Here is a 21,123-nt window from a genome sequence, read left to right as displayed (position 1 = left end):
GAAAAAACTAATGAGTGATACACCTAAAGATTTTATAAAAAGATTTATAGCATTTTCTATGGGACCTATATTTTCGGCAGTTTTAGGATTTATTATAGTGCCAGTAACGACATATTTTGTAGTACCAGAGGAATTAGGTAAATCTTCAATGTATACCATGTTACTTAGCATTAGTACGCTATTTATATATTTAGGATTAGATCAGGCTTTTGTAAGGGAATTTAATATTGAAGAAGATAAGAAAAAATTATTTTTAAATTCATTAATTGTGCCTTTTATTTTTTCAATAGTAGTAGGGATTTTATACATAATATTTTATGAAAAAATATCAATTAGTTTATTTGAAAGTAAGCAAAGATATATTATTGTTATGTTGGCAATAGCATTACCTTTTACAGTAATAGACAGGTTTAATTTATTATTGTTAAGAATGCAAGAAAAAGCTAGAATTTATTCTTTAATGAATATAATGAATAAATTATTAAATATGATTGTTTTAATACCTTATTTACTTTATATAGACAAAAGTTTTAAAGGAATAGTTACTGCTACTTTTATATCATTGATAATGACAGTTCTTATAGAATTTTATTTTACCAAAGAATATTGGTTAAATAAATTTAAGTTAGATTATGCTTTGTTAAATAAAATATTTAGATATGGTTTTCCATTAATCCCAGCAAGTGTAATAGTTTGGTTTTTAAATTCTATGGATAAGATTGCAATGAGACAATGGTCTACTTTTAACGAAATAGGGTTATATTCAGCAGCTTTTAAGATTGTTACAGTTCTTAATATAATACAGCAAGCGTTTTGTACATTTTGGTCTCCAACAGCATTTAGATGGTATGAAGAAGGTGCTGAGAATAGTAGGTACGAAAAAGTAAGTAAAATAGTAATGTGTTTTATGAGTTTTATGTTTATAGGTATAGTTTTATTCAGAAACTTAATTATAAAAATCATGTCTCCAGATTATGTATCAGCATCAGTAATAGTACCTTTTTTATTATTTTTACCTATAATGTATACAGTATCGGAAGCTACTACTTTAGGAATATCTTTTTCAAGAAAAACAGGGTACAATATATTAGTTTCAGTAGTAGCGGCTGTAGTAAATTATATTTTAAATTATTCATTAGTTCCTAAATATGGAGCACTAGGTGCATCAATTGCTACTGGAATTTGTTATGTAGTGTTTTTTTGGATGAGAACATTAATATCTCGAAAGTTATGGTTTAAATTTGAAATTAAATTCTATATACTTAATACTATTTTTATGGTATTATTAGCGAGTGTAGATGTTATGTATAATAATGTTCTTGTTAATTTAATTATATCTTTTGTCATTATATTTATAAATAGAAGACAAATATTTGATATTTTTAATTATGGTAAGATGTTTTTTAAGAGAAAAAATGATAATTTATGTAATTAGTATTTAATTTTTTAAAATAAGTAAATAATAATTAATAGATACGTATAACATTACAGGAGGTTAAATATGGAAGTACATATGCCCTTAATAGATGAAGAAAAAGACTTACAACATAAAAAAATTCAATTTGCATTAAAGAGATTTTTTGATATAATATTGTCCCTAATAGGAATAATAGTTTTATCTCCATTATATTTGATACTTTTGATATCTATAAAAATAGATTCTAAAGGACCAGCGTTATTTAAACAAGTAAGAGTAGGAAAAGATAATAAAGATTTTGTTATCTATAAATTTAGAACTATGGTTGTAAATGCTGATAAAAAAAAGAAATTAGAATTAGATGCTAAAGATATATCGAATTTTGTATTTCAAAGTAGAAGTGATAACAGAGTAACTAAAGTAGGAAAATTTTTAAGAAAAACCAGTTTAGATGAGATACCGCAGTTATTTAATGTTTTAAAAGGTGATATGAGTTTAGTTGGACCGAGACCAGAGATACGAGATGTAGTTGAATTTTATCCTCCTGAATATGCACAAAGATTGTTGGTATTGCCAGGAATAACAGGACTTGCTCAAGTAAGTGGACGTGGAGAAATAGAGCTTGGGAAAACTGTATCTTATGATTTGAAATATATAAAAAAATTCTCTATATGGTTAGATATAAAGATATTATTCAAAACTGTTTTTTCAGTATTTAAAAGTGAAGGTGCTTTTTAATATAATATTAGATGATTGTATGTGCACAGTATATTAATTATAGTTGTTTACAAATATTTTAGTAATTGCTATGATTTAATATATATTGTGCATTTTATTTTATAATAGAGGTGAAGTATGAATACAAAGATATTGGATTATAATATATTTAACGGAACTAAGAAAGAATTTTTTAATTATATAAAGAAATACAATAAAATAAATATAGTATCAGGTAATCCAGAAGTTCTTTATAATGGTCTTTACAATAAGAAACTTTTTGATAATTTTGTAAGCAAATATTCTATAATAATACCTGATGGAGTAGGTGTAGTTTTAGCATCAAAGATAGTCAAAAATCCTGTGAAAGAAAAAATTGCAGGTATTGAAGTAATGGATGATATTTTAAAAATGTGTAATAAAGAGAATAAAAAAGTTTATTTATTAGGGACAACTGAAGATGTATTAGATAAATGTATAGATAATTTAATTAAAAAATTTCCTAAATTAAATATTTCAGGTAAACATAATGGCTTTTTTGATATGGATAATTGTGAAAATATAATAAATGATATAAAAAAATCAGAACCATTTGCATTGTTTGTAGCAATGGGATGTCCAAGGCAAGAAGTTTTTATAAGCAATTACATGGAAGAATTACCTTGTAAAATATTCATGGGTGTAGGAGGAAGTTTTGATGTATTTGCAGATAAGGTTAAAAGAGCTCCTAAATGGATGATTAAAATGAATCTAGAATGGCTTTATAGAGTAGCAAAAGAGCCATATAGGATAAAAAGATTAATAGCTATTCCTAAGTTTTTATTAAAAGTTTTATTACATAAATAAGATTTGAATTTTAAGTAGAGAACCCAAATTTGTAATTTGGAGTGAATCACTTACTCAGATGAAGAATTGAATCTGAGTTTCCTTTAAGTAGAGAACCTAAATTTATAATTTAGTGTGAATCACTTACTCAGATGAAGAATTGAATCTGAGTTTCCTTTAAGTAGAGAACCCAAATTTGTAATTTGGTGTGAATCACTTACTCAGATGAAGAATTGAATCTGAGTTTCCTTTATATAATACTTAAATTAATTTTAAATACAAACTTGAATATTACAAATATAATACACACATAATAATAAAGAAAAGGAGTGTGTATTATGCAATTTTATGATGTTATAAAGGAAAGAAAAAGTATAAGAAAATTTAAAGATAATAGCATTTCAAAAGATAAAATGGCTAGAATTATAGATGCAGCAATGAAATCACCTTCATGGAAAAATAAAAGTTCATACAAATTTATAATAGTAGAAGATAAAAATGAAAGAGAAAGATTAGCAAATACTATTTTAAATAAGACAGAGGAAGCTTCTAATTCAATTAAAGAAGCTCCAATAACTGCAGTAGTTGTAGCAGATCCATCTTTATCAGGAAATGTAGACGAAAGAGAATATTATTTAGTTGATAGTGCAATAGCTATGGAACATTTGATATTAGCTGCAACAGCAGAAGGGTATGGAACATGTTGGATAGGTGCTTTTGACGAAGATGAAATTAGAGACATTTTATCTATACCTAAAAAATATAGAGTAGTTGGTATGACACCTATTGGAGAAATTAATGAGACAAAAGAATCCCATCCTAAGAAAGATGTTAGAGATTATGTATTTTTAAATACTTGGGAAAAGGCATATACCGAGAATATAGATAAAAATATTCATTAAATTAAAGCTCTATGGATAAATTCCATAGAGCTTTAGTTTTTTTTGTTTGTTTTAGAAAAACACCAGCTTAGCTGGTGGATATTTATTTTTCAGGTAATTCATTTAAAGTTTTGAATTCATATTTTTGATTTTTCAAATCTTTTATTACATCATCTAAGATTTCAGTATTAGTTTTAGAAACAGCATGAAGTAATATTATACTTCCATTATGAATTCTACCTAATATTTTTTCCTTACCTTCTTCAATTGATGGTTGTTTATTTCTATCCCAATCATGGTAAGCAAAACTCCAGAATATACTTTTATATCCTAATTCTTTAGTATAAGCTAAGGACATTTCACTATACTTACCCATTGGTGGTCTAAAGAACTTAGGAATATCTTTTCCTGTAGTTTCTTTGTATAAATTTTCTACTACTGTAAATTCTTTTTTGAAATGTTCCTTACCTTTTAATGCTGCAGAAGCCATAGAAGGATGATGATCAGAATGATTACAAACTAAGTGACCTTCTTTTTCCATTCTTTTTATTAAATCTTTATTATCTTTTATATAAGGAGCAGTTACAAAGAAAGCAGCTTTTATGTTATTAGCTTTTAGTGTGTCTAGTATTTTCCCTGTATAGCCATTTTCATATCCTTCATCAAAAGTTAAATATAAGTGTTTTTTAGACGTATTTCCCAAGAAATATCCTGAATATTTATCAATTAAAGTCGACATATCTTCAGGTATTGTAGCAGGTTTATTATCTTTACTTGGTTTAAAAAACCAGTTTTCTTCTTTAGTTGATAAATTACAATCACTTTTATTTATATTAGAACTGTTTGATGGTTTTGAAGTATTCTTTTCAATGGTTTTATTTGTTTTTGAAGATTCATTAATTTTATTTGATGAAGATGTCATTGTATTGCAAGAACAAAATAAACATGACATAGACATTAAAATACATAATAATTTCTTTTTCAAATTTTATCACCTACCAATTTATTATGATATACTTTTTATATAATTAAAATCATGATGCTTAGGAGAATTACAATATGAAAGATTTTATAAAAAGTATTGATGAAATATATAAACTTATAACATCATCTACTGATAGTATTTACAAATATGAAAATATTAATATGTTTAAAGTAAAATTTTCTATTCCCAAAAATGATAATATATATAAATTTTATTATAATAATATAAAGGGAAATAAAGAAAAAGGAGTAATATATACACCTAAAGATATATCTTACTATATTGTGAAAAATACTATTTCTATAGAAGATATTATTAATAATCCTTTCATAAAAATTTTAGATCCAGCTTGTGGTTGTGGAAATATTATATTACCTTGTTTTTTCTATTTAAAAAAGATATTCGAAGATAATTTGAATGATATAAATAAAAAAAATAAAATCAAATTAAAGAAAAAAGATATAAATAAACATATTATATATAATAATTTATATGGATATGATATTGATGAAATTGCAATAAAAGTTCTTGTTATAGATTTGTTTTTAATAAGTGGAGAAGTGAAAACAAAAAATTTTTTAAGAAAAGATTTTTTGACAGAAGATTTATTTGAAAAGTTTGATATATACATAGGAAATCCTCCTTATGTAGGTCATAAATCTGTAAATAAACAATATTTTAAAATTTTAAAAGAAGAATATGGAAATATATATAAGGGTAAAAGTGATATTTCTTATTGTTTTTTTATAAAGGCAATAAATAATTTGAAGGATAAAGGAAAGATAACATTTATAACTTCTAGATATTTTTTAGAAAGTATTAGTGGCAAAGTTTTAAGAAATAGGCTTCATAATGATTCCTATGTATATAAAATAATAGATTTTTATGGCATAAGGCCTTTTAAAGGAGTTGGAATAGATCCTACGATTATATTTTTAAGAGGTAAAGGATTAAAAAAAAGTACTTTGGAGGTAATTAAGCCTAAAGATAATGTAAAAACAAAAAATAAATTGTTTTTTAATTCATATAATAATTGCAATAGGTTTAGTATTAATGAAAAAGAGCTTCAGGACGAAGGTTGGATTCTTATAGATGAGTGTAGCAAAAATATAATAAAAAAAATAAAATCTAAATGTAGTAATACTTTAGAAGATTTATGTATAAGTCACCAAGGAATAATTACAGGTTGTGATAAAGCGTTTATTGTGTCAGATGAAACTATAAAGACAAAAAGTTTAGAAACAGAAATTATAAAACCATGGATAAAAAGTAGCTACATAAAAGGAAAATGCATTCGTAAAAATAATATATTTATAATATATTCAAATTTAATAAAAGATGAAAAAATATATCCTAATATTATTAAACATTTAAGTAAATACAAAAATAAATTATTAAAAAGAAGGGAATGTGTAAGGGGATTAAGGAAATGGTATGAGCTTCAGTGGGGAAGAAACAATATTATATTTGATGAAAATAAAATAGTATTTCCCTATAAAGCTTCCACTAACAAATTTTATATAGATGAGGAAAATTTATATTTTAGTGCAGATATATATTCTATAACTATAAAAGATGAAAGTATAATTTCCTATATTGATTTATCAAAAATACTAAATAGTAAATTATACAATTTTTATTTTAAATGTTTTGGTAAAAAATTAGGAATGGATTTATATGAATATTATCCTAATACTGTAATGAGATTAATGATTCCCTTAGGAGAAAAATTCAATAAAGATAAAGATATATATAATTATTTTGGAATTACCAGTGAAGAAATAAAAATAATAGAACAATGTATTTAAATAGGCATATTAAAATAAATAACAACTAAAAAATTAGATTTGCATTTTTAAAATAAAATTGTTTAGATTTTATTATTAGTGCATTCTAAGTAAAAAGAGTTTGCAAAGAATACCTTTTACTTATTAGTTATTTATTTTAATGTGCCTTATATAAATTTAATATTTATAAATACAAAAATAAAGGATGTTACCACTTGTATTATAATTTCTTTCTTTTATAAATAATGAATAATTAAGTTTTCTAGTGTAAATAATAATAGTAAGAATATTTATAGAAAAATAAAGGGAAATAATACCAATTAATAGAAGTAGTATCTATGAAACTTAGTTTAATATTTACGTGTTTAGGGGGGAGAAAAAAATGTATTTAAATTTTGATAAACAATCTGACAAGCTTATAGCAAAAATATCTGGAGAGTTAGATCATCATACTTCTCAGGAAGTAAGAAATTTAATTGACGATAGGTTAGACAGAGAAAAGATAAATAAATTAATATTGGACTTTTCTAAAGTTACATTTATGGATAGTTCAGGTATAGGTGTAGTTATAGGAAGATATAAGAAATTATCTACTAGAGAAGGAGCTGTTTGTATAACTAATGTTCAACAAGCAGTAAAAAGAGTTTTTGAACTTTCTGGAATGTTTAAAATAATTAAACTTTATGACAGTGTAGACGAAGCAGTTAGTAATTTATAGTGGGGGTATATAGTATGTATGAAAATAAAATGAAAATACAGTTTTTAAGTAAATCACAAAATGAAAGTTTTGCAAGAGTTTCTGTAGCAGCATTTGTATCCCAACTAGATCCTACAATAGAACAGATAACAGATGTTAAAACTGCTGTTTCAGAAGCTGTTACTAATTCTATTATACATGGTTATGATGAAAAAGAGGGACTAGTTACTATAGAGGCTATGATTAAAGATAAAGAAGTTACTATAGTAATATATGATGATGGTAAAGGAATTGAAAATATAGAACTAGCAATGCAACCTTTATATACATCTAGACCAGATTTAGAAAGATCAGGAATGGGATTTACAGTTATGGAGACATTTATGGACAAGGTTGAAGTACAGTCACAAAAAGAAAAGGGCACTAAAATAATAATGAAGAAAGTATTTGAATAGTAAGTTAGGTGAGAAATATGAATAGTGAGAGACCTACAAAAAATAGTAGGAACTTTGAAGAAAATTTAAATCTTATAAAACAAGCTAGAAACGGTGATAAATCAGCCTTAGATAAATTGGTTGAATATAATATGCCATTAGTTTCAGCCATAAGCAAAAAGTTTCTAAATAGAGGATATGAATATGATGATATATTCCAAATAGGATGTATGGGACTTGTAAAGGCTATCAATAATTTCGAATTTAAATATAAAGTAAAATTTTCTACTTATGCTGTTCCAATGATTATGGGAGAAATCAAAAGGTTTATAAGAGATGACGGAATAATAAAAGTAAGTAGGAGTATAAAGACTACAGCAAAAAAACTTCATTATGATAAAGAAAATCTTGCAAAAAAGTTAAGTAGAGAACCTACCATTGAAGAACTATCAGAATTCTCAGGTTTTAGTGTGGATGAAATATTGATGGCTACAGAATCTTCAACATCTCCTCAGTATCTATATGATACTATACATAAAGATGATGGAGCACCAGTATTACTTATAGATAAAATAAGCAAAGATAAAGAAGCGGATAGTAAAATGATAGATAATATTGCATTAAAAGAAGCATTAAAAGACTTGGATGTTAAATCAAGACAGATAATAATACTAAGATATTTTAAAGACAGAACTCAAGTAGAAGTAGCTAAAAAACTTGGTATAAGTCAAGTCCAAGTTTCAAGAATAGAAAAAAAAGTATTAAAAGCTATGAAATCAAGTCTTACAGGTTAGAGCGCTAATTTTGATTAGTGCTCTTTTGTTTTTTTGTAAGCATAGTAAAAATTTAAATCTTAGAATATATTTTAAAATGTATAAAAATATTAGTAATATAATGAATCTAAATATGCTTTTAAATTTATAGAAGTTCATATAAGAAGTATATATCAATTTCTTTATTTAAAGATGATAATCATATATTATAAATAAAAATATTTTATGATATAATTACAAATGGTATTAAATATATATATAGGAAATTAAATATTTTATATATTGATTATAACTAAATAATATAATCAAAGTAATTTTAAGTAATTTAATATATTTTTTTAAATAAAATAGTATTTTTTGTATAATATTAAAGAATAACATCATGTATAGATAAAATTACTTATATTGTTTGATTATATTTATTTTTAGAAAATCATTAAAAATATATGAAAAAATTAAAGACTCATTACATGAAAATATATTTTGTTAATAGATATTAAAAGTGATATTTATGATTTTATACAAAATATATTGTAGCCAATGATAAAAGTTATTTATGCACTATAAGAAAAAAGGAGGTCATAAAATGAAGTTACTTTCTATTGTAGTTCCTTGTTACAATGAAGAGGAAGTCTTAAATTTGTTTTATGAAGAAATCATTAAAATTTTACATAAAATAACAGATATAAATAAGGAAATAATATTTGTAAATGATGGATCTAGAGATAAAACCTTAGAAGTTATAAAAAAATTAGAATTAAAAGATTGTGAAATAAAGCATATTAGTTTTTCAAGAAATTTTGGAAAAGAATCAGCAATACTTGCAGGTTTAGATAATTGTAGAGGAGATTATGTTGTTTTAATGGATGCAGACTTACAACATCCTCCTTCTAAAGTTTTAGAAATGTATAATATTATGATAGATAAAAAATGCGACATGGTAACTACTAGAAGGATTTCCAGAAAAGGTGAATCTAAAATAAGATCGTTTTTTGCTAACTTATTTTATAAATTGATAAACAGTGTAAGTGATGTGAAAATGGTTCCAGGTAGCCAAGATTTCAGAATAATGACTAGACAAGTTGTAAATTCTATATTAAAACTTAGTGAATACAATAGGTTTTCGAAAGGAATTTTTAATTGGATAGGGTATGATACAATTTATGTAGAGTTAGAAAATGTAGAAAGAGCAGCAGGTACAACATCATGGAGTTTTATGGGGCTTTTTAAATATGCTATAGAAGGAATGGTATCTTTTACAACTGCCCCATTAAAACTTGCTACAGTTTTTGGAAGTATAACATCTTTAGGTGCTTTTGTATATTTAATTTACTTAATAATTAAAACATTATTATATGGTGCAGATATTTCAGGATTTCCTACTATAGTTAGTTTAATTCTTGTATTAGGAGGAATTCAATTATTGGCTATAGGAATAATAGGAGAATATTTATCTAAAACATATTTAGAATGTAAAAATAGACCAAAATATTTTATAAAGGATAAAAAACTATGATAAAAAAATTAATAAATAAAATTGTGAATTTAGAGTTTACTAGATTTGTAATTATAGGAGTTATAAATACAATAACTCACAATATTGTATATATACCTTTAGTAAATATAATTCCATATATATTAGCTAATACTATAGCTTTTATTATAAGTACTTGTATATCTTTTTTCTTAAACTGTCATTTTACATTTAGAACTAAGCCAACACTAAAAAAATTTATAGTATTCCCAATTTCTTGTTTTCCTAATTTTATAATACAAAGTGTAGGGGTATCTGTATTAATAGAGTTTTTTTATATAAAAAAAGAGTATGCAGCTTTTTTAGCCTCTTTAATGGCAATACCAGTAACTTTTTTTCTTATGAGATATATATTAAAAGAAAAGAATAAATAAGTTTCATATTTTTAATCAATTTAATTATCAATTAGATTTTACTTTAATAATGAGTATTAGTGTTAATGTTTGAATAGTTATTTAAAATGATTATAACATTTAGTAATACATTATTTTAATATATAATATGAATTTATAAGGATGGGAGAACAAAATGAAAAATATAGTATCTTTTTTTAGTTATATATGGAATAAATATAAAAAATATAGTATTTTAATGTTTTTTTTAATATTAATGATAGTTATACATAGGTATATATTTATCTATGCTGATGATATTTATTATTGTAGAGATTCGGCATTAGGATTAAAATATTTACCAGAATTTATGATGAAGGAGTTAAATGTAAATGGAAGAGTATGGGTGCATGTTCTTTTAATGATACTTTTGAAAAATAATATATATATCTATAGAATAATAAATCCTATTGTTATTGTGTTGAGTGTAGTAGTAATAGCTAGAATATGTACTAATTCAAAAGATAGTAATAAATTTATTGTAGCTACAATGGTAGGAACTATGTTTTTTATTATATTACCAATACAGATAGCTAATACTACTATATATTATGCAGCATGTTCACTAAATTATTTATATCCAACTGTAGTTTCTATGTTATATGGATATCTCTTATATAAGGAATATCAAAATTGTACAGATAATTATAAAATAAAATGGTGGCTTATATTTATAGCTTTTATAGCAGGATCATCAACTCAACAAGCAGGAATGATTGCTATAGGATTCACTGTGATGATTTACATATATTTTAAAATTATTAAGAACATTAATACTAAAATTAAATTTACAATATACCATATTTTTGTTTTTATAGGGTACATGTTTGTAAGCTATGGTTCTATTAAAAGAATATTTCTTGAAAAAAGTGCAGGAAAAGGAATGGATATAAGTAACGCAATTAATTCAATAATAAAAACGAATATTTTTAATATACCAATATCTAGATATGTTTTGGTAATATGTATATGTAGTATATTTTGGATTTATTATTATTATAAAAATAATAGTATAAATAAGTTTAATAAATGGAATATATGTATATCATCAATAGCTGTTATAGGATATTTATATTGTGTTTTATATAAAAAATATGAGGTGAGTATCTTTTCAATAGAAAGTACTACTAAATTAATTTTGAGTATTAGTTTTATTGCTTTTACATTGATATATTTAATTAATATTATATATGTATCAACATTGATATTAGTAAAAGATAAAGAGCCATTTATTATTTTTTCTGTTATTAATGCTATTGGAGCTCAGTTAATGCTTATTGTAGTTGATTCTAGATTTGCAAGTAGTTATAAAATTATATTTCCATCTATACTACTTTTAATGATATATGTCACCTATACTTTTGTTAAATTTTATAAAAATAAAATTTTTATTTTATTAAATTTAATAGTGTTATCTTTAGCTACCGGCAATTTTTATATAATATTAATATCATTTTGTTTTATAATTGTATATGGAATATTTAAACAATTACTTTCAGTTTTTATAAACAAGTTTATTGTAGTAAGTTCAATTATTATGTTTTTTGTTGTAGGAATAAGCGTATTTAGTTTGAATTATGATGGATATAAACTAGCTTCCTATAATCAAGTGTTTAATATGAATGCTATCTACGAGTATCAACATAAAAAGGATAAAAGCATATTGCTTTTAAAAAGAGTACCTTCAACCATTTATGGATATAATGTTGGAAATTGGAATGATATTCCTTCATTTATGAAACAATGTTATAGAATAGATAAGAATACATTAATCAAATATATTAATTAAATAAAAGTTACTATGTTCCTTAGTTAACATAGTAACTTTTATTTTATATATTATAGTTTGCAATAAATTTATTACAAAGGGTAGTTTAAATGAAAAGCCTATAAAAGGTTTTATCTTTCATAAGCGTTATATATTGTATATTAAAAACTAAATTATTGAAGTTATTAGTAAAAAGACTTTAGGTTATTTATACTTAAATATATTTATAAAATAAATCAACTATTCATAATTTTTCAGATATTAGTTTTATATAGTTTTTTATCAAATATAATATTATATTATTCATTTTATGTTTAAAAAAATATAATTTGTATAAACTAAAATTACTATTATTATTATGAGGATGTGAGAGTATGAGCTTAAATGAGAAAAAACTTAAGAAAAGATTTGAAAAATTATCATCTAAAGTAGAACCTAAACCTAATCTATTAAAACATTGTATAAATGCTTTTATAGTTGGAGGTCTTATATGTGATGTAGGGCAATTTATTAATAATTATTTACTAACATTAGGAGTTTCAAAGGAAGATGTAGCAATTTGGGTTCCAATTATTATGATTTTTATAGGAGCACTTTTAACAGGATTAGGTATATATGATAGAATAGCTAAATTTGCAGGAGCAGGTACTGTAGTGCCAATAACAGGCTTTGCTAATTCTATAGTATCTCCAGCTATGGAATTTAAAAAAGAAGGATATATTTTTGGTGTAGGAGCTAAAATGTTTGTTATAGCAGGTCCGGTTTTAGTATATGGTATAAGTTCTTCAGTAATACTAGGGTTAATATATTTTGTTATGACTAAATTATAAAAGAATAGGAGGAATGCGTTTTGAACAAAAGGATAGGAAAGCAGACTGTAAAAATAGCTAGTAATCCTAGAATAATAGCTACTATGAGTACAGTAGGACCTAAAGAAGGAGAAGGACCTTTAAAAGATTATTTTGATGTTATTATGAAAGATGATATGTTTAATCAAGATAGTTACGAAAAAGCAGAAAGTGCTATGCTTTATACTACTATAACAGAATGTATAAAAAAAGCTAAACTTACAGAAAAAGATATAGATTTTTTATGCTGTGGAGATTTATTAAATCAGACAATTTCTTCAAGTTTTGCAGCTAGAAATATAGATATACCGTACATAGGGTTATATGGAGCATGTTCTACAATGACAGAGTCATTAAGCGTAGGTTCAATGCTTATGGATGGTAATTTTGGTAAATATATAATAGTAGGAACCTCATCACATTTTTCCTCAGCAGAAAGACAATTTAGATTCCCATTAGAATATGGATCACAAAGAGCACCAACAGCCCAATGGACAGTAACTGGATCAGGAGCTATGATATTAGGCAAAGAAGGAAATTTCCCCTATGTAACACATGTTACTATAGGTAAAGTTAAGGATTATGGAATTAAAGATGCAAATAATATGGGAGCTTCTATGGTTCCAGCGGCAGTATCTACTATATACCAACATTTTAAAGATACAGGAAGAAAACCAGAAGATTATGACCTTATAGCTACAGGGGATTTAGGGAAAGTAGGAAGAGAATTAGTTGAAAAACTTTTATTAGAGTATGGATATAATATGAAGGGTATATATGTAGACTGTGGAGAGATAATATATGATAATGAAAAACAAGAAACTGGATCTGGTGGAAGTGGATGTGGATGTTCTGCAGTTGTAGATTGTGGATACATATATAAAAATATGCTCAATGGTACTTTGAAAAGAGTTCTATTGGTATCTACTGGGGCTTTGATGAGTACTACTTCATCTCAGCAAGGAGAAAGTATACCAGGAATTGCTCATGCTGTTTCTATAGAATATTAAATATGATTAGAAGGGAAGATTAGATGGACTATATAAGAGCTTTTTTAGTAGGCGGGAGTATTTGTGTAGTAGGACAAATATTAATGGATAAGACTAAATTGACTCCAGCTAGAATACTTGTAAGTTTTGTAACTTTAGGTGTAATATTAGGAGCCTTAAATATATATGGGTATTTAGTTGATATAGGTGGTGCTGGTGCAACGGTTCCTTTGCCTGGATTTGGATATAGTTTAGCTAAAGCAACTATAAAAGAAGTAAATAGTAAAGGTCTTTTAGGTGCATTTACTGGAGGAGCCAAAGGAAGTGCTGGAGGAGTGACAGCAGCAATTATATTTGGATATATTATGTCACTTATATTTAATTCTAAAACTAAAGATTAATATTTTGAAATAAAAGAAATATTTTTATAAAAACAAACCACCAAATATTTGGTGGTTTGTTTAATTTGTAGACAACTAAGGCAGTCTATAGATTATTTATTTAGTCATCTTGATTTTTACCAGGAGTGTTAAGATTATCATTATTATTAGAATTATTTGGTCCATTTGGTACAGTTGGAACTAAAGTATCATTTTTATCATCAGTCTTATTTTCATCTTTTTTATGAGGATCACTAGGGTTTTTATTATTATCTCCATTTTCTTTAGGTTTAGCCCTAGGTTGAGAATTTGGTTCATTTTTATGAGATTCAGTATTTTCTGGATCATACATTGCAGGTAATACATACTGTGAATCTTCTAAGTTAACTCCAGGATCATAATCTCTTCTTATAAAAACTTTTGAAGTAACAAGGAAAGAAGGAGTAAACTTAGATGCTAAATTACCAGTAAGTTTATTTATCCTAGCTTCAACATGAATGTCATCGTAAGTAGTTGGAACAGTTCCATCTATAAATAATTCTGAGTATACTGTGCTTCCTCTTGGATCTCTAAAAGATAAGGGAGTAGGAAGTTTTCCAGATACAGAATCTACATTAGCTGTAACAATTCCAGAAGGCTTAGAGAGTTTTTTATAAGGAAGTCCAGAATGAAATTGTTTCATAATATCTCCCCACAATCTAGCAGCAGTACTACTGAATACTCCATTTGGTTTTGAATAATTATCATTTCCAATCCAAACAGAAGCAGAGTAATAAGGTGTTAAACCACAAAACCATAAATCTTTTCCATAACTTGAAGTACCTGTTTTACCAGCTATCTCCATAGTTCCAAAATTAGCTGCAGGACCAGTTCCACCTTCACTTACAGTTCCCTTCATCATATCATAGGTTATGTAAGCTGCTTGAGGAGATAGTATTTGTTCTGTTTCAGTTTTATTTTCTAGTACAACTTTACCGGTTCTATCAACAACTTTTCTATAGAGTTTAGCATTGGTATATTTACCGTTGTTACCAAAGGTACCATAAGCTTGAGCCATTATTAAAGGATTAGTTCCTTTATGAAGTTCACCTAATGCTATAGCGGCCATACTAGTTGTATCATGGTTATCTAAAGGAATATTAAATTTTTTAGCATAGTTTATTCCTGTACTTAGACCTATTTTATCTTCTAGTTTCACAGCAACTGTATTTATTGAGTGTTTTAGTCCTTTTCTTATAGTTACATATCCAGAATATTTGTTAGGACTATTTTTAGGATTATATGGTGCTCCATTTGATCCATATTTACTTCCTATAGAAGTTGGTATAGGTGAATCTTCAATAACAGTAGCAGCATTAGCTTTTTTTGAGTCAATTGCTGCAGAATAAACAGTCAAAGGTTTTATACTAGATCCAGCAGCTCTTAAATAGCTTTTAGAGGCTGCTCTATTAAAGGATCCAATAGGTTGATTTCCTCTACCTCCTATTAGAGTTTTTACTTCTCCGTTTCTATAATCCATAACTACAACGCCAGATTGTGGTTGTAATATTCCTTTATTATCATTATAAGAATTTAGATAGCTAGCAGTATTTAATATTTTTTGTGTTTTATCTTGAAGTGTCTTATCCATAGTAGTGTATATTTTTAATCCGCCATTAAGTAGCATATTTTGTATTTGTTTATCGTCATATTTGTATTGTTTTTTCAAATCCTCTTTTACTTGCTGAACAGCAGGTGTTGTAAACCATTCATAATTTAATTTATTAGTAGTAGATGATGGCTTTTTAAATTGAAGTTTATTATTATTTAAATCATTTATGGCATTAGAATATTCAGCTTGGTTAATATATTCGTTATCTAACATTTTAGATAGAACAGTTTTAGTTCTGTTTAAATATGTAGAAGGATTATTTTGAGACGATGATGAAAATGCATAATATATAGAGGGACTTTGAGGGACACCAGCTATATAGGCACATTCTATTAAAGTTAAATCTTTTGCTTTTTTGTTAAAATATTGTTTGGAAGCTGCTTCTACACCAAAAGCACGTCCTCCTAAAAATATAGTATTCATATATGATTCTAGTATTTTATCTTTAGATAATTCTTTTTCTAGTTTTGAAGCTAGATACATTTCTTGAACTTTTCTTTTAATAGATATTTCAGAAGAAAGAACCGTATTTTTAATTAACTGTTGAGTAATAGTAGAAGCTCCTTGAAGTTGAGGTTTCCTTTTAATTTTATTTATAACATTTCTAAAAGCCGCTCCTAAAACTCTTAGAGGATCTACACCTTTATGTTTATAAAAACGTTCATCTTCAATGCTTACAAAAGCATGTTTTAGATTTAGAGGTATATTATCACTTGATACAACAATACGTTGTTCTCTAGTTATTACTTTATCCATCATTTTATCTTTATCATCAAATAAAACAGAGGGTTCATTTAAAGTTAGTATTTGGTTAACATCTAATTTAGGTGCTGATTTTATCATAGTATAAGCCACTGTTCCAGCTGATATAGATCCTATTAAAAAAAGCATCAAGAAGGTATAAAATATTATTTTAAAACTTTTACGCTTGTTTTTTTTCTTTTTCTTTTTGCGTTTATTTGTTGACATTAATTGTCCTCCTCAATTTGGTATATTTAAATACTAATTTAAAATATTATAACATATATTGAATTAGTTATGAATAAGTTAGGTACTAATATAAGATTTATAACCCCATTAAATAGTTTATATTTTTATATTAATTTAAAATGATTACAATGTATATTGAATTAATATTTACTTTATGTAAATAAAAAGGAGAGGGAAATTATAAAAAATATAAAGGTAAAACTAATAATAATATTTATAATTATTTTGACCATATTTAACATATTTATATATACTTTTGATAAGTTAGTAACTCCTACGATGGTAGAAGTAGCTGATTCACAAATGAGAACTAAGATAGTAGAGATAATTAGTAAAACAGTTTTAACAGAATATTCTAAAAGATTTAATTATGATAAAATAATGAATATAGATAAAGATAAACAGGGCAATATAACTTTGCTTAGAGCAGATACTTTAAAAATGAATAGTATAGCTTGTGATGTATCATTGGAAGCTCAAAGAGAACTTAAAAAACTTCAACAAATAGGCATCAAATTTCCTTTAGGATATATGTTTAAAAATAATTTGATAGCATATTATGGCCCAAATGTAAAAGTTAGAATGGAACCTATAGGATATATAGAAACAAAATATTTATCTAATTTTGAGAGTGCAGGAATAAATCAGACAAGGCATACAATATATGTTCAAGTAAAGACTAATGTTAAGGTTATTATACCATTTAAAACAGATGTCATAGAGGTTAAAAATCAAGTTCCAATTTGTGAAACTATAATAGTTGGTAAGACACCAGAAACTGCAATAGATATGAATTTAGATAGTGCTGGATTTAAAATGAAAAGTGCTGGAAAATAAAAATAGTATAATGTAAAGCTAATTAGCTTTACATTATACTATTTACTTTCCCAATTAAATACATAAGGAACATTTCTATAGTAATCACCGTAGTTTAATCCATAACCTACTACGAAAACATCTGGGATTTCAAAGCAAAAATAGTCAGGAGTTAAATCTACTTTTCTTCTTTCAGGTTTATCTAAAAGCACACAGCATTTTACACTATTAGCTCCTAGTGATTTTACATGATTAATAACAAAATCCATAGTTATTCCTGTATCTACTATGTCATCAACAATAAGAACATCTAAACCTTTAATATCATCAGGAATATCGTTTACTATTTTAACTTTACCAGATGATTTTTCAGAGTTTCCATAACTAGAAGTTGTCATAAAGCCTATTTTAGTTGGAACATCTATATGTCTTACTAAGTCAGCAGTATAAATAAAGCTTCCTCTTAAAAGAGATAAAACATATAAGTTTTTATTTTTGTAATCTTTAGAAATTTTAGAACCTATCTCTGCAATTTTTCCTTCAATTTCTTCTTTGCTGATTAATATGTTTCTTTGTTTATCTTCCATCATAATCCTCCACCGTTTATGTTTTATTATGTATATTTACAATAATGGTATTATAGTATAAAATTATATGAAAGTTGTCAAGTATAGCTTATACAAGTATAAAATCACAAGAAAGGTAGATAGATATGATATATGGTAATATAGATGGTATTAAAAATACAATTTTAAAAAAATTAGATGATTTATATGAAATAAATATAGAAAAAACATATATTTTGAATGCTGAAATTGCAGAAATATTATGTAGATTAACAGAAATATTGAATAGAGAAATTAGTGTTGCAGTTTCAAGAAAAGGTAATGTAGTTGCGGTTTCAGTTGGGGATAGTAGTACTGTAGAAATGCCAGAGATTTCTATGAAAGATAATGGCCTTTGTGGAATAAGTATAATTCACACCCATCCAAACGGCAATGCTAAACTATCATCAATAGATTTATCCGCTTTAATTAAATTAAAATTAGACTATATATGTGCAATAGGAGTAGATAGAGGAGAATTTAATGGGGTAACTGTTGGCATATGTTCTATCCATGAAGATAATCTAGTGTCAGAAGAAAGCAAAATTTTAACTTTAAAAGAAGCAGAAGAACTAAAAATAGAACAAAAAATAAAAGATGTAGAAGATATTTTAAAATCTAATGAAGTAATAGAAGATTATGGTGAAAAAGCCATACTTGTAGGTGTTGATAGTGAAGAAAGTTTAGATGAACTTGAAGAACTTGCCAAAGCTTGTGATGTATCTGTAGCTTATAAAATACTTCAAAAAAGAAATAAAATAGATTCAGCATATTATATAGGAAGAGGTAAAGTAGAAGAAATTACACTTTTAAGGCAAGCAATTTATGCTAATGTAATAATATTTGATGATGAACTAGCAGCTTCACAAGTTAGAAACTTAGAAGAATATATTGGAGCTAAAGTTATAGATAGAAATACTTTAATATTAGATATATTCGCAAAGAGAGCTAAAAGTAGAGTAGGGAAAATCCAAGTAGAATTAGCTCAATTAAAATATAGACTGCCAAGACTTACAGGACTTGGAACAGTATTATCAAGAACTGGTGGAGGAATAGGAACAAGAGGACCGGGAGAAAAGAAACTAGAAATAGATAAAAGGCACATAAAAGAGAGAATATATGAACTTACAAGAGAATTAAAAAAAATAAAAAAAGTTAGGCAAGTACAAAGGAGTAATAGACAAAGCATTCCAAACATTTCTTTAGTAGGATATACAAATGCAGGTAAATCAACCCTTAGAAATAAGTTGTGCCATATTGCTTCATTAAATTCTAATAAAAAGGAAGACATCTTTGAAGCAGATATGTTATTTGCAACACTAGATACTACAACTAGAGCTTTAGAACTTCCAGATAACGAAAAAGTAGCATTAACAGATACTGTAGGATTTATTAGAAAATTACCGCATGAGCTTATAGAAGCTTTCAAATCTACTTTAGAGGAGGTTATTTATTCTGATTTGCTTTTACATGTAGTAGATGTTTCATCACCTTTTGTAGAAGAACAGATAAATGCTGTTAATAGTGTTCTACAAGAACTTGGATGCAAAGAAAAAACAATGATTATGGTTTTAAACAAAATAGATAAAGTTTCATATGAAAAATTAGATAAAGTAAAAAAACTTATATATGAAGATAATATTGTGGAAGTATCTGCAAAAACAAATAAGAATTTAGAAAAAGTATTAGAAAGTATATCAGAGCTTCTACCTTATAAATTAAAAAAAGTTTCTTATGTTATACCTTACGATAGTCAGAAGATGGTAGCTTTTTTACACAGAAATAGTAAAGTTATTAAAGAAGAGTATAAAGAGATGGGAACATATATAGAAGCTAAGGTAGATAAAGAAGTATTTAATAAATGTAAGATGTATCTGAAAGAAGAATTATAGTTAAATATGAATAAATATTTTTTCCTATTTATATAATAAAATAAGAGCAATACTTTTGTTAGGATAAGATTTTGGATAAAAAAAATAATAAAGGAAATAAAAAAAATAAAGATAATAATTTAAATAAAGTTGATAGAGAAAATATAATCAATAATAGTAGAGGTAAAAAAAATAATAAAGAAAATAAAAAGAAAATACAAAAAATATCAGATAATATTGATAATATAATTGATGAAGACCTTTTTGATTTAGAGAAATTAGCTATCATACCGGAATTATTAGCTACTAAGGAAAGTTTAATAGCATTAAAATATAATTTAGATGAAAGAATATATTATGATAGAGAGGTTTTTCCGCTATTAAATACCTTACAATCTTTAAGCTTTTCTACAAGCAATTTAGCTAATGCTGCAATAAGAGTTGCTGAAACTAATTTAGGCAGAAAATCTAAGATAAAAGATACATTAGATTTAGTATATGATTTAGTAGATGAATGCGATGATGTTTATCGTTGTTTAATTGTAAAAATAAATTGTTTATTAAAGATAAGTAACTGTAGGAGATAATTTATTTATTTTTTATTTATTGTATTTAATAAAGTATAGTTAAGATGGTGAATTGCTAATAGTTGTATTGCAATTCACCATTTTAGGTATAGGAATATAAAAAATGGCTTAAATAGTCATTGATTACATTTATAATAAATAATCTATGTAATATAGTAAATAATATAAATATAAAA

At 25.5% G+C, this 21,123-nt stretch carries 20 protein-coding genes; 17 read left to right on the top strand and 3 right to left on the bottom strand.

Annotated elements, in window-relative coordinates; all coding sequences use genetic code 11:
* Nucleotides 1-10: 10 nt before the first annotated feature.
* The 4 genes from ABDZ71_RS18825 to ABDZ71_RS18810 all read left to right on the top strand — a co-directional run bounded on the left by ABDZ71_RS18825 (nt 11) and on the right by ABDZ71_RS18810 (nt 3,861).
* The gene (locus tag ABDZ71_RS18825) at nt 11-1,435 is read left to right on the top strand and encodes an oligosaccharide flippase family protein (RefSeq protein ID WP_343764284.1); all 1,425 of its coding nucleotides are present in this window, start codon (nt 11-13) and stop codon (nt 1,433-1,435) included.
* 66 nt (nt 1,436-1,501) lie between these two features.
* Nucleotides 1,502-2,155: a sugar transferase gene (locus ABDZ71_RS18820; RefSeq protein ID WP_343764283.1), complete on the top strand. Its 654-nt coding sequence runs from the start codon at nt 1,502-1,504 to the stop codon at nt 2,153-2,155.
* A gap of 117 nt (nt 2,156-2,272) precedes the next feature.
* Nucleotides 2,273-2,980 (top strand): WecB/TagA/CpsF family glycosyltransferase, encoded by a 708-nt coding sequence (locus tag ABDZ71_RS18815; protein ID WP_343764281.1) that lies wholly within the window; start codon nt 2,273-2,275, stop codon nt 2,978-2,980.
* Between the two features lie 317 nt (nt 2,981-3,297).
* Nucleotides 3,298-3,861: a nitroreductase family protein gene (locus ABDZ71_RS18810; RefSeq protein WP_343764280.1), complete on the top strand. Its 564-nt coding sequence runs from the start codon at nt 3,298-3,300 to the stop codon at nt 3,859-3,861.
* Between the two features lie 82 nt (nt 3,862-3,943).
* On the opposite strand, the gene pdaA is transcribed toward ABDZ71_RS18810, so the two are convergent.
* On the bottom strand, nt 3,944-4,825 hold the full coding sequence (pdaA, locus tag ABDZ71_RS18805; protein ID WP_343764279.1) for a delta-lactam-biosynthetic de-N-acetylase: 882 nt from the start codon (nt 4,823-4,825) through the stop codon (nt 3,944-3,946).
* 74 nt (nt 4,826-4,899) lie between these two features.
* Here pdaA and ABDZ71_RS18800 point away from each other — a divergent pair, with 74 nt between their 5' ends.
* The 10 genes from ABDZ71_RS18800 (at nt 4,900) to spoVAE (ending at nt 14,448) form a co-directional block, all read left to right on the top strand.
* Nucleotides 4,900-6,633, top strand: coding sequence for an Eco57I restriction-modification methylase domain-containing protein (locus ABDZ71_RS18800; RefSeq protein ID WP_343764277.1), 1,734 nt, complete (start codon nt 4,900-4,902; stop codon nt 6,631-6,633).
* Between the two features lie 361 nt (nt 6,634-6,994).
* Nucleotides 6,995-7,330 (top strand): anti-sigma F factor antagonist, encoded by a 336-nt coding sequence (spoIIAA, locus tag ABDZ71_RS18795; RefSeq protein ID WP_343764276.1) that lies wholly within the window; start codon nt 6,995-6,997, stop codon nt 7,328-7,330.
* 14 nt (nt 7,331-7,344) lie between these two features.
* Complete coding sequence (gene spoIIAB, locus ABDZ71_RS18790; protein WP_343764274.1) at nt 7,345-7,764, top strand: anti-sigma F factor; 420 nt, start codon at nt 7,345-7,347, stop codon at nt 7,762-7,764.
* A 17-nt stretch (nt 7,765-7,781) separates the two neighbouring features.
* Nucleotides 7,782-8,537: an RNA polymerase sporulation sigma factor SigF gene (sigF, locus tag ABDZ71_RS18785; RefSeq protein ID WP_343764273.1), complete on the top strand. Its 756-nt coding sequence runs from the start codon at nt 7,782-7,784 to the stop codon at nt 8,535-8,537.
* A gap of 565 nt (nt 8,538-9,102) precedes the next feature.
* Nucleotides 9,103-10,032 (top strand): glycosyltransferase family 2 protein, encoded by a 930-nt coding sequence (locus ABDZ71_RS18780; protein WP_343764271.1) that lies wholly within the window; start codon nt 9,103-9,105, stop codon nt 10,030-10,032.
* Nucleotides 10,029-10,424 carry a GtrA family protein gene (locus ABDZ71_RS18775; protein ID WP_343764269.1) on the top strand — a complete coding sequence of 132 codons (396 nt, stop codon included), beginning with the start codon at nt 10,029-10,031 and terminating at the stop codon, nt 10,422-10,424. The genes ABDZ71_RS18780 and ABDZ71_RS18775 overlap by 4 nt, the downstream gene beginning before the upstream one ends.
* Before the next feature lie 154 nt (nt 10,425-10,578).
* On the top strand, nt 10,579-12,231 hold the full coding sequence (locus ABDZ71_RS18770; RefSeq protein WP_343764268.1) for a DUF6056 family protein: 1,653 nt from the start codon (nt 10,579-10,581) through the stop codon (nt 12,229-12,231).
* A 353-nt stretch (nt 12,232-12,584) separates the two neighbouring features.
* A complete protein-coding gene (spoVAC, locus tag ABDZ71_RS18765) occupies nt 12,585-13,040 on the top strand; it encodes a stage V sporulation protein AC (RefSeq protein ID WP_343764266.1) in 456 nt (151 codons plus the stop codon).
* Between the two features lie 20 nt (nt 13,041-13,060).
* Entirely contained in the window at nt 13,061-14,068 is a 1,008-nt protein-coding gene (gene spoVAD / locus ABDZ71_RS18760; protein WP_343764265.1) for a stage V sporulation protein AD, read from the top strand.
* A 23-nt stretch (nt 14,069-14,091) separates the two neighbouring features.
* The gene (gene spoVAE / locus ABDZ71_RS18755; protein WP_343764263.1) at nt 14,092-14,448 is read left to right on the top strand and encodes a stage V sporulation protein AE; all 357 of its coding nucleotides are present in this window, start codon (nt 14,092-14,094) and stop codon (nt 14,446-14,448) included.
* A gap of 100 nt (nt 14,449-14,548) precedes the next feature.
* Here the strand turns inward: spoVAE and ABDZ71_RS18750 are convergent, their stop codons facing one another.
* A complete protein-coding gene (locus tag ABDZ71_RS18750) occupies nt 14,549-17,047 on the bottom strand; it encodes a transglycosylase domain-containing protein (RefSeq protein WP_343764262.1) in 2,499 nt (832 codons plus the stop codon).
* Nucleotides 17,048-17,248: 201 nt separating this feature from the next.
* Here ABDZ71_RS18750 and yunB point away from each other — a divergent pair, with 201 nt between their 5' ends.
* A complete protein-coding gene (gene yunB / locus ABDZ71_RS18745) occupies nt 17,249-17,905 on the top strand; it encodes a sporulation protein YunB (protein WP_343764582.1) in 657 nt (218 codons plus the stop codon).
* Nucleotides 17,906-17,943: 38 nt separating this feature from the next.
* Here the strand turns inward: yunB and hpt are convergent, their stop codons facing one another.
* A complete protein-coding gene (gene hpt / locus ABDZ71_RS18740) occupies nt 17,944-18,471 on the bottom strand; it encodes a hypoxanthine phosphoribosyltransferase (RefSeq protein WP_343764260.1) in 528 nt (175 codons plus the stop codon).
* A gap of 125 nt (nt 18,472-18,596) precedes the next feature.
* Here hpt and hflX point away from each other — a divergent pair, with 125 nt between their 5' ends.
* Complete coding sequence (gene hflX, locus ABDZ71_RS18735) at nt 18,597-20,381, top strand: GTPase HflX (protein WP_343764259.1); 1,785 nt, start codon at nt 18,597-18,599, stop codon at nt 20,379-20,381.
* Nucleotides 20,382-20,452: 71 nt separating this feature from the next.
* Nucleotides 20,453-20,947, top strand: coding sequence for a hypothetical protein (locus ABDZ71_RS18730; protein WP_343764257.1), 495 nt, complete (start codon nt 20,453-20,455; stop codon nt 20,945-20,947).
* Nucleotides 20,948-21,123: the final 176 nt, after the last annotated feature.

The organism is Clostridium oceanicum (assembly GCF_039521385.1).
Classification (GTDB): domain Bacteria; phylum Bacillota; class Clostridia; order Clostridiales; family Clostridiaceae; genus Clostridium_F; species Clostridium_F oceanicum.
Note: the sequence above shows the minus strand (reverse complement) of the source record. Positions and strands in the feature narration are given on the sequence as shown.

Bases quoted from the DNA above. Each gene is read 5' to 3' on its own strand.
- ABDZ71_RS18825 (WP_343764284.1), top strand. From the start codon at position 11: ATGAGTGATACACCTAAAGATTTTATAAAAAGATTTATAGCATTTTCT.
- ABDZ71_RS18800 (WP_343764277.1), top strand. From the start codon at position 4,900: ATGAAAGATTTTATAAAAAGTATTGATGAAATATATAAACTTATAACA.
- hflX (WP_343764259.1), top strand. From the start codon at position 18,597: ATGATATATGGTAATATAGATGGTATTAAAAATACAATTTTAAAAAAA.
- ABDZ71_RS18820 (WP_343764283.1), top strand. From the start codon at position 1,502: ATGGAAGTACATATGCCCTTAATAGATGAAGAAAAAGACTTACAACAT.
- ABDZ71_RS18810 (WP_343764280.1), top strand. From the start codon at position 3,298: ATGCAATTTTATGATGTTATAAAGGAAAGAAAAAGTATAAGAAAATTT.
- hpt (WP_343764260.1), bottom strand. From the start codon at position 18,471: ATGGAAGATAAACAAAGAAACATATTAATCAGCAAAGAAGAAATTGAA.
- ABDZ71_RS18750 (WP_343764262.1), bottom strand. From the start codon at position 17,047: ATGTCAACAAATAAACGCAAAAAGAAAAAGAAAAAAAACAAGCGTAAA.
- ABDZ71_RS18815 (WP_343764281.1), top strand. From the start codon at position 2,273: ATGAATACAAAGATATTGGATTATAATATATTTAACGGAACTAAGAAA.
- ABDZ71_RS18775 (WP_343764269.1), top strand. From the start codon at position 10,029: ATGATAAAAAAATTAATAAATAAAATTGTGAATTTAGAGTTTACTAGA.
- ABDZ71_RS18780 (WP_343764271.1), top strand. From the start codon at position 9,103: ATGAAGTTACTTTCTATTGTAGTTCCTTGTTACAATGAAGAGGAAGTC.
- spoIIAA (WP_343764276.1), top strand. From the start codon at position 6,995: ATGTATTTAAATTTTGATAAACAATCTGACAAGCTTATAGCAAAAATA.
- spoVAE (WP_343764263.1), top strand. From the start codon at position 14,092: ATGGACTATATAAGAGCTTTTTTAGTAGGCGGGAGTATTTGTGTAGTA.
- sigF (WP_343764273.1), top strand. From the start codon at position 7,782: ATGAATAGTGAGAGACCTACAAAAAATAGTAGGAACTTTGAAGAAAAT.
- ABDZ71_RS18770 (WP_343764268.1), top strand. From the start codon at position 10,579: ATGAAAAATATAGTATCTTTTTTTAGTTATATATGGAATAAATATAAA.
- spoVAC (WP_343764266.1), top strand. From the start codon at position 12,585: ATGAGCTTAAATGAGAAAAAACTTAAGAAAAGATTTGAAAAATTATCA.
- spoIIAB (WP_343764274.1), top strand. From the start codon at position 7,345: ATGTATGAAAATAAAATGAAAATACAGTTTTTAAGTAAATCACAAAAT.